The sequence below is a fragment of the Faecalibacterium sp. OF04-11AC genome, from assembly GCF_003460645.1.
In the GTDB taxonomy this organism is placed as follows: domain Bacteria; phylum Bacillota; class Clostridia; order Oscillospirales; family Ruminococcaceae; genus Faecalibacterium; species Faecalibacterium prausnitzii_I.
In genome coordinates, this window is the sequence record NZ_QTVP01000046.1 from 1 (window position 1) to 10,630 (window position 10,630).

Sequence of the window (10,630 nt, forward strand, 5' to 3'; positions counted from 1 at the left end):
TCGGCACTTGCGTGCCACCTCCCCGCCGGGGCGAGTCTTTCCTGACAGGGGGAGCCTTTGGCAAAGAGGATTGGTTTTCAGGAGGGATCATTGTCATCATCGAAAACGTTGCGGAATGCCAAGGCCTCTCCTGACAGGAGAGGTGGCATCGAGCGAAGCGATGATGACGGAGAGGTTACTTGGACAGCGTCCGGAACACTGCCTGCTCGGTGAGGATGGTGGGGCAGATGGTCTCAAGGCCGTAGTATTTGTGGTACAGGATCTGCAAATGAGGGTCAGACACCCGGCAGATGACTTTCTCCCGCTGGAAGATGCTTTTGGCGATCTGCGCCGCCATCAGGTTGACGGAGTCGTCCTCGCTGACGGCTGCCACGGCGTCGCAGTTCTCAATCCCGCCCTGCTTGAGGACGTCCGGGTCGGTGGGGTCGCCCACAAGGGCCGTCCCGCCAAAGGAATAATCGTCGAAGCCGTCCAGCCGCTTGAGCTGCTCGGAGTCCCTTTCCACCAGCGAGATGTCGTGGCCAATGCGCTCCAGGTCGCGCACCAGCGCGGCGCCTACCTGGTCGCAGCCGATCACCAGAATGTTCATGGAAGTCACCTCATGTTATCAACTTTATAAACTGTTTAAAACGCAAAAAAAGCCGTTTATGGTTTCGATGGGATCTGAAACCAGTATACCACATTTATACCGGGAGATAAATACAGCACGGCCGGGAAAAATTTCGCATTCCGCGTGCGCTGGGGCATAGAGTATGGTATACTGATAGCTGCAAAATCCAAAAAGCGACAATAAGCGCGGTGTGCGTTTCAGGAGGAAACCATGTTTTTAGAGATATTGAAAGCCATTTTAATGGGCGTCGTGGAGGGCATTACCGAGTGGCTGCCCATCTCGTCCACGGGCCATATGATCCTTGTGGAGCAGATCATCCAGTTCAACGCCAGCGAAGAGTTCCTGTCCATGTTCCGGGTGGTCATCCAGCTGGGTGCCATCCTGGCCGTGGTGGTGCTGTTCTGGCATAAACTGTGGCCCTTTGGCCTCCAGCATGGCCGGGTGGTCTCCAAGCCCCAGGTCTGGCAGCTGTGGTTCAAGGTGGTGGCTGCCACCCTGCCCGTGCTGGTCATCAGCCCGCTGGACGACTGGATGGAGGCCCGCTTCTACAATTACATCACCGTGGCTGCTATGCTGATCTTGTACGGCGTCCTCTTTATTCTGGTGGAAAACCGCCGCACCACGCCCCATGTCACCCGTCTGGAGCAGATCACCTACCGGGAAGCCTTTCTCGTGGGCGTGTGGCAGATGCTGGCCATCATCCCCGGCACCTCCCGCTCCGGTGCCACCATCGTGGGCGGCCTGCTGCTGGGCCTCTCCCGTGCCTGCGTGGCCGAGTTCACGTTCTTCCTCGCCATCCCGGTCATGGCCGGTGCCTCGTTGCTCAAGGTGGTCAAATTCGTCCTCTCCGGCGCTGCCATGACTGGCACCGAAGTGGCCGTTCTCGTGGTGGGCTGTGTGGTTGCTTTTGTGGTCAGCCTGGTTGCCATCCGCTTCCTGATGGATTACGTCAAGCGCCACAACTTCAAGTTCTTCGGCCTCTACCGCATCGTGCTGGGTGCCATCGTCCTGGCTGTGGCCGCCATTACGGCCATCGCGTAAGCGTGAAGATAAGCTGTATGTCTCTGAGCCGCCCGTTGGGCGGCTCTTTCTGTTAAAGCTTACAAAATGACTTGTTAATGTTTTGTGGGTATGGTAAAATAAAAACGTAAGAATGTTCAAAGCGTCTCCTGAAAAAGAGGTGAGAATCGTGAGGAATTTCCAATTGGATGAAAAAACAGCTGAACGGATGGATGCAATCCGGAAGTTTACATTGATGGATGACACTTTTATGACGCAAGTTTTTTCAGGGGACTTGGAATGCACGCAGGAGTTACTAAGTATTATCCTGAAAAGGCAGGACTTGAAAGTCATGAAGTCCGTGACGCAATTAACGATTGGAAACCTATTTGGACGTTCTGTTCGATTGGACATCTATGCAAATGATGCGGCAGGAAAACAATATGATATAGAGGTTCAACAGGAAGACAGAGGGGCCGTTCCGGAGAGGGCAAGGCTCAACAGCGCATTGCTGGATTCGCGTTTGACGACGGCAGGCGAAGCCTATACAGAGTTGCCAGAGACATATATTATTTTCATTACGGCCAACGATGTATTAAAAGAGGGGCTTCCGGTCTATACAATCGAAAGAACGGTCCAAGAAACAGGAAAGTCATTTGGAGACAGGGCGCATATTATATATGTCAATGGTTCGTATCGCGGAAGTGATGAAATAGGGCAGTTGATGCACGACTTTAATTGTGGTGACTATCGGAAAATGCAAAATCCGAAAATTGCAGCAAGGGTTAGATATTTCAAAGAAGAAGCGGAGGGAGTGGCAACTATGTGCAAGACAATGCAGGTAATCGTAGACCGTGAACGGGAAGATGCTGAAATCGAAAAAGGAAAGCGCATTGCATTGAATCTCTGGAATGGCGGTGAGCATGATCTGGATAAGATCGCACGGACGACAGAGCTCACGCTGGAACAGGTAAGAGAAGCAATTACAGAAATGCGCTCAGCATAAAAGAATCGAAAGCAAACGGGGGAGCCGCTGCACAGAGCTTTGTGTGGCGGCTCTTTTGCGTGTAAGAGCATCTTGCACTCTTGTCATGTTGCACCATGTAAAATGAAGATTTTTGCAGAAACCGACAAAATTATTGGATTCCCTTGACAGAGTGGCCGGGGGGGGGGGGGTAAGATTGGCGTACAAACAATGACATTTGGGGTTTTTGTTTTGGAATTGAATCAAAAAACAGGAGGAATTCAATCATGAGATTATCGAAAAGAATTGCCGCAGTTGCTCTGGCTGCGGTCATGGCTGTTTCTATGCTGACTGCCTGCGGCGGTGGCGGCGGCGGCAGCAATGGTGGCTCCAGCTCTTCTGGCAGCAACAATGGCAGCTCTTCCAGCAGCTCTTCGAGCGGCAGCGCCAGCTCTGGCAGCAGCTCCGGTTCGTCCAGCAGCTCCAGCTCTAGCAGCAGCTCCAGCTCTTCTGGCACAACTACGGATGAGGGGACTACCACTTTAAGCAAGAGCCGTACGGGTGTTATCGTTAATAACGTGCTGAGAAGTGGTCAGGTTTGCATTGTTCTCGTAGAGGATGAGTATGACAAAGAGAATAAAACCTATCCTCAGGAGACACTGGCACTGAGCGGAAAGAGTATGTATCATAAAACAGCAAATGAGAGCGGTAACATTGTTTTTTCGGAATTTATCGGTGACGGAAAAACAAATAAGTGTTATGTTGTCTTGTACCCGGAGAGCGCAGAGTATCAGAGTGCGAAAAAGTGGCACACTGAACAGGGGTACAATACGGATAAAATGACGGTTCCGTGTTATGAGGAATATCCCTATGATCCTGATCAGGCAGGTGTTTCGCTCAGCAACTTTGACCAGAACCAGAAAGTAGAACTTGGAACCTATACCTATAAGAAAAACGGGGCTGTCTATCATTCTGAAACTGTGACGGATAAATATGGTGACAAGAGTATTTACTGCTATGATAATAGTGGCAGTTTGAAACTGCTTGTCGAGCGCACCGTTGATAAAGAAACCGGAACGGTTGATGAGAGCATTTCCATTGTAAAGTCTATTACTTACAGTGTAAATCCGTCGCTGTTTAAGCTCAACCCGAACGCTAAAAAGCTGGACGAGCTGATTGTGGCTCCTAACAAATAAAAAGAGTTCTAATGAACGCCCCGCAGGCTCACCCCTGCGGGGCATTTTCATGCAAAAAAATCACCCTGAACCCAACTTTACCTTTATTGCGCCTCTATTCCCAGTGTGTTATAATCAAAACCAAGAGAGAACCCTGCGGCGGGGAGTGCGCCGCAACTGCAAAACAGAGGAGAAAACAATGGAAGCATCGACTGTTTACTATACCGACTTCCGGTGTCCGGTGGGCACCAGTCTGATGGAAAAGCTGCGTCGGCTGTGCCTGGCGGCTGGCATCAAGAACATCGACATGGACGGCAAGTTCGTGGCCATCAAGATGCACTTTGGGGAGCTGGGCAACCTGGCGTTCCTGCGCCCCAACTACGCCAAAGTGGTGGCAGACCTGTGCAAGGAGCAGGGCGGCCTCCCGTTCCTGACCGACTGCAACACCCTCTACCCGGGCAGCCGCAAGAATGCGTTGGAGCACCTGACCTGCGCCCAGCTGAACGGCTTCTGGCCCATGACCACGGGCTGCCAGATCCTCATCGGCGACGGCCTGCGGGGCACCGATGAGGTGGAAGTGCCGGTGCCCAACGGTGAGTACTGCAAGACGGCCAAGATCGGCCGCGCCATCATGGACGCAGATGTCTTCATCAGCCTGACCCACTTCAAGGGCCACGAGTCCACCGGTTTTGGCGGTGCCATTAAGAACATCGGCATGGGCTGCGGCTCCCGCGCAGGCAAGATGGAGCAGCACTCTTCCGGCAAGCCCGCTGTACAGGACAGCCTCTGCCGCGGCTGCCACCGCTGCGCCAAGGAGTGCGGCTCGGATGCCATTACCTACAACGAGCAGAATAAGGCTGTCATCGATTACGACAAATGCAAGGGCTGCGGCCGCTGCATCGGTGCCTGCAATTTCGATGCCATTTACTCCATCGACAGCAGTGCAAACGAAGAGCTGGACCGCAAGATGGCCGAGTACGCTGCCGCTGTCTGCTATGACCGCCCCTGCTTCCACATCAGCCTGGTGCAGGATATCAGCCCCAACTGCGACTGCCATGGCGAGAATGATGCCCCCATCCTGCCGGATATCGGCATGTTTGCCTCCTTTGACCCAGTGGCATTGGATCAGGCCTGCGTGGACGCCTGCCTGGCAGCCCAGCCCCTGCCCAACAGCCAGCTGAGCCAGAACTTGGGCAAGTCCGACTGGAAGTGCTACCACGACAACTTCAAGGATTCCAACCCGAACATCGAGTGGAAAGCCACGCTGGAGCAGGCCGAGAAGATCGGCATGGGCACCCGGAAGTATACGCTGAAAAAAGTCTAAAACGGCAAAACGGCAAAAAAAGAGGCATCGTGCACTGCACGATGCCTCTTTTGCGTGTTGCTCAAAATTCGCCCTTTGCCTCGGGGGTCAGGCGGTCAATGACGTCCTGCAAAGCGTCCCAGTTCTTCTGGGAGCAGCCGGGCAGGTCGGCGGGGTCAAGGCCGGCATCCTCGATGAGGCCGGAAAGGCTGTCCTTATCGGTCAGCAGGGCGTTGGCGTCGTCCTTGATGAGAGGCCAGGCCTCGGCAAAGCTCTCCTGGTCAATGGAGTCTAGCGCGTCGTACCATTGGCTGAACGCGTCCTCAATGGCGTCGGTGGTGCGGCTGGTCAGGTTGGTCTGCTCGGCCCACTGGAGCAGGGAAGCCGCCGCCAGCACGGATTTCAGGGAGCAGCCGGAAACGCCGGGCCCCAGCCAGGCAGGGCTCAAAGGCATCGGACGTGCCCGTGATGCTGAACAGCGAGTTCTCATCAAAATTCGGGCGCAGGCCGGAGGTGTTGGCCTCGTTGGTGGTGCTGGGGACGCTCTCGCTGGACGCGCTGGCCGAGCTGTTGGCCGGGGCGGAAGCGGAGCCAGTGCTGCCGCTGGCGGCGGTGTCGCAGCCAGCCAGAAGGCAGAGGGCCAGTGCCGCGCAGAGCAGCAGCGAAACGAACCGTTTTTGGATCATGGCGGATTCCTCCTTTTATCAATGCCCGGCGCGCCGCCGGGGGAGCATTTTGGGTCTTACTTCTAGTATACTGTTCTCCCCGGCGGTTGTCAATCGGCGCTCGTGGGACGAATTTCAACTGCGATTGACCTTTAAAGCAGAAGCAGTTATAATAGGCACCGAACGTGAATCCAACAAAAATCCAATGGATATAAAACCAAGGAGCATCGTATGAACCACGAATTTTCCATCGACGGCCTGTTCGACTTCCTGACGCCGGCGTCAGCGCGTTCCACTCCACCGCGGCGGCGGCAGCCATCCTCGAAGAGAATGGCTACCAGAACTGCCCTGAGAGTGCTGCCTGGCAGCTGGCTCCGGGAGGCAAATATTATACCACCCGCAACGGCTCTGCCATCATGGCATGGCGGATGCCCAAGGGCCCGCTGACCGGCTGGCACGCGGCGGCCAGCCACAGCGATTCGCCCACCTGGCGGGTCAAGAAACTGGACTGCGCCGAGGATAAAGTGTTTGCCAAGGCGGAGACCGAGGGCTACGGCGGCATGATCATGCCCTCCTGGCTGGACCGCCCCCTGAGCGTGGCCGGCCGCGTGCTGGTGGAGACGGAAAGCGGCATTGAGAGCCGTCTGGTCCACCCGGACCGGGCCGTGGCCTGCATCCCCAACCTCTGCATCCACTTCAACCGTGACCTGAACAACGGCATGAAGTATAACCCCCAGGTCGATCTGCAGCCCATCTTCGGCGCGGCAGGCGGCAGCCTGCGGGCTGTGCTGGCGCGGGAAGCCGGTGTCAAGCCCGAAGAGATCGTGGACGTCGACATCGTCCTCTGCACCCGGGAGAAGGCCGAGCGTCTGGGCCTGAACGGCGAGTATTTCATGTCTGGCCGCATCGACGACCTGGAGTGCGCCTACACCACCCTGTGGGGCTTTTTGCAGGGCCGCGGCGAGGAAGAGGGCCGCGGCGATGTCTGGGTCATGTTTGATAACGAGGAAGTCGGTTCCTCCAGCCGTCAGGGGGCCTGCGGCACCCTCTTTGCAGACGTGCTGGCCCGCATTGAGGAGAGCCTTGGCGTGACGAAAGAGCAGAGCATCCGCGCCCGCACCAACACCCTGCTGCTGAGTGCCGATAACGGCCACGCCACCCACCCCAACCACCCCGAGAAGAGCGACCCCGCCAACCCCGTCGTCATGGGCGGCGGCGTCCTGCTCAAGACCAACGCCAGCCAGAAATACACCACCAGCGGCTTTACCGGGGCCGCGTTCAACGCCATCTGCAAAAAGGCGGGCGTCCCGGTGCAGACCTTTGCCAACCGCGCCGATGTGCCGGGCGGCTCCACGCTGGGCAACCTGCTGGGCCATCAGATTTTGATGCCCATGGTGGACATCGGCCTGGGCCAGCTGGCCATGCATTCCGCCATGGAGACCGCCAGCTGCGCCGATGCCGAGTACATGGCAAAGGCCGTGGCCGCCTACTATAACACCCCCATCTTCCAGCCGAAAGACGGGGAGTGGAAGCTGGGCCTGTGAGCGGCACGGTCGGGCGGTTTGCCCCCAGCCCCAGCGGGCGGCTCCACCTGGGCAACCTGGCCTGCAGCCTGTTGGCCTGGCTGAGTGCGAAGCATCAGGGCGGAAAGATCGTCCTCCGCATTGAGGATCTGGACGCCGAGCGCTGCCCCCGCAGATATGCCGACCAGCTGGAAGAAGACCTGAGCTGGCTGGGCCTTGTCTGGGACGAGGGCGGCAGCCACGGCGGGCCCCACGGCCCCTATTACCAGAGCGAGTGCGCCCCCGTCTATGAGGAGGCCTACGCGAAGCTGGCCGCGCAGGGCTGGTGTACCCGTGCTTCTGCTCCCGCTCCCAGCTCCATGCCGCCAGCGCGCCCCATACCTCGGACGGCAACGTCATCTATCCCGGCACCTGCCGGGACCTGACGCCGGAGGAGATCGCGGAGAAGCGGAAGCACAAAGCCCCGGCTTACCGGGTCCGGGTGCCGGACGAGAATGTCCGCTTTGTGGATGGCTGCATGGGCCCCCACACCGAGAACCTCCTGCGGGACTGCGGAGATTTCTACCTCCGCCGCGCCGACGGCGTGTTTGCTTACCAGCTGGCCGTGGTGGTGGACGACGCCCGGATGGGCGTTACCGAGGTGGTGCGGGGAGCCGACCTGCTCTCCTCCACGGCCCGGCAGCTCTATCTGTACCGTCTGCTGGGGCTCAAAGCGCCCCGCTTTGCCCACTGCCCGCTGCTGCTGGCCCCGGATGGCCGCCGCCTCTCCAAGCGGGATGGCGACCAGAGCCTGGAAAATCTCCGTGCCAAGTACACGGCGGAGGAGATCGTGGGCAGGCTGGCCTATGTGTATGGCCTGCAGCCCGAGCCTGCTCCCCGCACACCGGAGAGCCTGATTACAGATTTCAGCTGGGAGAATGTGCCCAAAGAAGATATCTGCCTGCCGGAAAATTTATTCTAACAAAAAACGCCTGTTCCTTGCGGGAGCGGGCGTTTTTGGATAGATCAGGCAGATCGAAAAAATTACAGGCGCTGCGGCACGCGGCTGGTGTCGTTGTCCCGGAGGGTCATGGCCGAGTCGAGGACAAGGGCCAGCAGAATGCCCATCATCACGTCAATGCAGCTGTGCTGCTTGAGCAGCACGGTGGCCAGCACGATGGACACGCAGAGCACGGCCGCCGCCGGGCGCATCCAGCGGCGCTGCGGGGCATCGAAGATGCGGCTGCGGTAGTAGGCCAGCATCAGCGTCACCGAGTTGAAGACATGGATGGAGGGGCAGACGCTGGTGGGCGTATCTGTTGCGTAGAGCAGCCGCACGGCCTGCGCGAAAATATCATTGCCATACACCTGGCCGGGCCGCAGGTAGAGCCCCGTGGGCAGGACGATATAGCAGGCCAGTGCAAAGGTCATGCCCGCAAACAAAGGCAGGCAGAGCCGCCAGAAGTCTGCACGGGGCGCTTTCCAGAGCAGATAGAACAAAGTGAACGGGATCCAGCCGAACCACGCCAGATACGGCACGATGGCGTATTTGCAGAACGGGATGAAATCGTCCAGCCGACAGTGGACCCAGATGTCCGGCACCGTGACATGGACTTCCAGCCAGTGGAAGACGGTGAGATAAAAGACCATGTAAAACGCCATGAACCAGACGGGATGGCGGGAAAACCAAGTACGCATCAAAACACACTTCCTTTGTGCGGGGTGGTTGAAATACCTTTCAACGGCAAAAAATTATACGCCCCAATTATGAAAAATACAAGACGAAAACTGGACAACACTCCTAAAATAGTGCTCCAGATTTTGTGCAAGGCTGACGAAAAAGCCCCTCTGTCTTCTCATACGAGACAGAGGGGCAAAATCTTGCATTGAAAAATGTGAAACTTTAAATCACGTGCTGTTCCAGCCACTTGCCCCGCACAAAGCGGACCATAAAGCAGACGGAGCGGAACACCCAGTCCAGGAACATGCCCATCCAGATGCTGAGCAGCTGGCCGTGGAAGCAGAGCACCATCAGGTAGCAGAACCCCACCCGGAACACCCACATGGACACGATGCTGACCGACATGGTAAACGAGGCGTCGCCTGCCGCGCGGAGGATGTTGGGCAGGGTAAAGCTGGAGGGCCAGAAGAAGATCGAGAAGATGTTGAACCACTGCATCACCTGCAGGGCCATGGCCTGCGCTTCCGGCGAGAGATGGAAGAGGGTCAGCGCCAGCTTGTCCGCAAAGAAGAACGCGGACAGGTTCATGAACCAGGCCCCGCAGTAAGCCAGCAGGAGCAGGCGGCGGGCGTACCAGACAGCCTGCTCTTTCTCGCCTGCGCCCAGGCACTGGCCCACCACGGTGAGCACGGCAAGGCCCACGGCGCTGGCCGGGATGTTGAGGAACGTGGAGGTGGTGTTGGCCACGGCGTTGGCGGCAATGGCGGCGGTACCCAGGGTGCTGGTCAGGCTGGCCACCGACAGCTTGCCGATCTGGAACATGCCGTTCTCAATGCCGGCCGGGATGCCCACCCGCAGGATGCGCTGGATGAGCCTGCCGTTGGGCCGGAGAGCGGCAAGACCCTCTATGCGGAGCATACAGCCGGGCTTTTGCAGCAGGAAAAGCACCGCGATGCAGGCAATGGCGCGGGAGATCAGGCTGGCGAGGGCCGCGCCCAGCACGCCCATCCCGAAGCCAAAGATGAGGAGGGCGTTGCCGCCGATGTTGACAACGTTCATCACCAGGCTGGACATCATGCTCACCTTGCTGTTGCCCTGCGCCCGGAACAGTGCCGCACCGGCGTTGTACAGGCCAATGAACGGGTAGCTCAGGGCTGAGAGCAGGAAATAGGTCTCGGCGTAGCGCATGACGTCGGCGTCGATGGAGCCGAAGATGCCCCGCAGGATGGCGTGCCGCCCCACCACGACCACGGCGGCCACGGCCAGGCTGAACACCGAGAGGATGAACAGGATCTGCGCGGCGGAGGCCCGGGCGTTTTTCTCTTCCCGGTGGCCGATGTACTGGCTGGCGACCACCGCGCCGCCGGTGGCCAGCGCGCTCATGATCTGGATCATCAGGGTGTTGAACGTGTCAACGAGGCTTACGCCCGAGACAGCCGCCTCGCCGACGGAGGAGACCATCAGGGTGTCGGCCAGGCCAATGGTCACACTGAGTGCCTGCTCGGCGATGAGGGGCAGCAGCAGGGCCGTCAGTTGCCTGCGGGAAAACAGCGGTTGGGAATTGAATTTTGTGGACGTCATGGTTCCTCCTATGTGCCCTCTCAGTCTCGCTTCGCTCGACAGGCATCCTCCTTTTGTCGCTTACGCGACATCTCCTCCCTCCGGCGGAGGAGTCTTTCCCCAAGGGGTGAGCCCTTGGCAAAGAGGTGTCGCTTGCGGGGATTGCCAAAG

Annotated in this window: 10 protein-coding genes and 1 pseudogene; 6 read left to right on the top strand and 5 right to left on the bottom strand. The window is 58.0% G+C overall.

Going from position 1 to position 10,630, the window contains the following annotated elements; genetic code table 11:
• Positions 1–175 precede the first annotated feature (175 nt).
• Positions 176–589 (bottom strand): TrkA family potassium uptake protein, encoded by a 414-nt coding sequence (locus DXA70_RS12990; protein WP_128118708.1) that lies wholly within the window; start codon positions 587–589, stop codon positions 176–178.
• 231 nt (positions 590–820) lie between these two features.
• Between DXA70_RS12990 and DXA70_RS12995 the strand changes: the two genes are divergently transcribed.
• From DXA70_RS12995 to DXA70_RS13010, 4 genes are all read left to right on the top strand, one after another.
• Positions 821–1,651, top strand: a complete 831-nt coding sequence (locus DXA70_RS12995; RefSeq protein WP_128118709.1) for an undecaprenyl-diphosphate phosphatase — start codon at positions 821–823, stop codon at positions 1,649–1,651.
• A 163-nt stretch (positions 1,652–1,814) separates the two neighbouring features.
• The gene (locus tag DXA70_RS13000; protein WP_243001414.1) at positions 1,815–2,615 is read left to right on the top strand and encodes a PD-(D/E)XK nuclease family transposase; all 801 of its coding nucleotides are present in this window, start codon (positions 1,815–1,817) and stop codon (positions 2,613–2,615) included.
• A 245-nt stretch (positions 2,616–2,860) separates the two neighbouring features.
• The gene (locus DXA70_RS13835) at positions 2,861–3,769 is read left to right on the top strand and encodes a hypothetical protein (protein WP_199522888.1); all 909 of its coding nucleotides are present in this window, start codon (positions 2,861–2,863) and stop codon (positions 3,767–3,769) included.
• A gap of 178 nt (positions 3,770–3,947) precedes the next feature.
• Positions 3,948–5,072: a DUF362 domain-containing protein gene (locus DXA70_RS13010; RefSeq protein ID WP_128118710.1), complete on the top strand. Its 1,125-nt coding sequence runs from the start codon at positions 3,948–3,950 to the stop codon at positions 5,070–5,072.
• Between the two features lie 61 nt (positions 5,073–5,133).
• On the opposite strand, the gene DXA70_RS13015 is transcribed toward DXA70_RS13010, so the two are convergent.
• Positions 5,134–5,448 carry a kinase gene (locus tag DXA70_RS13015; RefSeq protein ID WP_128118711.1) on the bottom strand — a complete coding sequence of 105 codons (315 nt, stop codon included), beginning with the start codon at positions 5,446–5,448 and terminating at the stop codon, positions 5,134–5,136.
• Positions 5,375–5,737 carry a hypothetical protein gene (locus tag DXA70_RS13020; RefSeq protein WP_128118712.1) on the bottom strand — a complete coding sequence of 121 codons (363 nt, stop codon included), beginning with the start codon at positions 5,735–5,737 and terminating at the stop codon, positions 5,375–5,377. Before DXA70_RS13020 ends, DXA70_RS13015 begins: the two co-directional genes overlap by 74 nt.
• Before the next feature lie 221 nt (positions 5,738–5,958).
• On the opposite strand from DXA70_RS13020, the gene DXA70_RS13025 reads away from it, so the two are divergent.
• Together DXA70_RS13025 and gluQRS are read left to right on the top strand one after the other, a co-directional pair.
• A complete protein-coding gene (locus DXA70_RS13025) occupies positions 5,959–7,260 on the top strand; it encodes a M18 family aminopeptidase (protein WP_128118713.1) in 1,302 nt (433 codons plus the stop codon).
• A pseudogene (gene gluQRS, locus DXA70_RS13030) lies at positions 7,257–8,200 on the top strand (tRNA glutamyl-Q(34) synthetase GluQRS). The gene DXA70_RS13025 and the pseudogene gluQRS overlap by 4 nt, the downstream one beginning before the upstream one ends.
• Before the next feature lie 62 nt (positions 8,201–8,262).
• Here the strand turns inward: gluQRS and DXA70_RS13035 are convergent.
• Both DXA70_RS13035 and DXA70_RS13040 read right to left on the bottom strand, forming a co-directional pair.
• Complete coding sequence (locus DXA70_RS13035) at positions 8,263–8,916, bottom strand: phosphatase PAP2 family protein (protein ID WP_243001415.1); 654 nt, start codon at positions 8,914–8,916, stop codon at positions 8,263–8,265.
• A gap of 205 nt (positions 8,917–9,121) precedes the next feature.
• Positions 9,122–10,480, bottom strand: a complete 1,359-nt coding sequence (locus DXA70_RS13040; RefSeq protein WP_128118715.1) for an MATE family efflux transporter — start codon at positions 10,478–10,480, stop codon at positions 9,122–9,124.
• Between the last annotated feature and the right edge of the window lie 150 nt (positions 10,481–10,630).

Bases quoted from the DNA above. Each gene is read 5' to 3' on its own strand.
- DXA70_RS13835 (WP_199522888.1), top strand. From the start codon at position 2,861: ATGAGATTATCGAAAAGAATTGCCGCAGTTGCTCTGGCTGCGGTCATG.
- DXA70_RS12995 (WP_128118709.1), top strand. From the start codon at position 821: ATGTTTTTAGAGATATTGAAAGCCATTTTAATGGGCGTCGTGGAGGGC.
- DXA70_RS12990 (WP_128118708.1), bottom strand. From the start codon at position 589: ATGAACATTCTGGTGATCGGCTGCGACCAGGTAGGCGCCGCGCTGGTG.
- DXA70_RS13010 (WP_128118710.1), top strand. From the start codon at position 3,948: ATGGAAGCATCGACTGTTTACTATACCGACTTCCGGTGTCCGGTGGGC.
- DXA70_RS13040 (WP_128118715.1), bottom strand. From the start codon at position 10,480: ATGACGTCCACAAAATTCAATTCCCAACCGCTGTTTTCCCGCAGGCAA.
- DXA70_RS13035 (WP_243001415.1), bottom strand. From the start codon at position 8,916: ATGCGTACTTGGTTTTCCCGCCATCCCGTCTGGTTCATGGCGTTTTAC.
- DXA70_RS13020 (WP_128118712.1), bottom strand. From the start codon at position 5,737: ATGATCCAAAAACGGTTCGTTTCGCTGCTGCTCTGCGCGGCACTGGCC.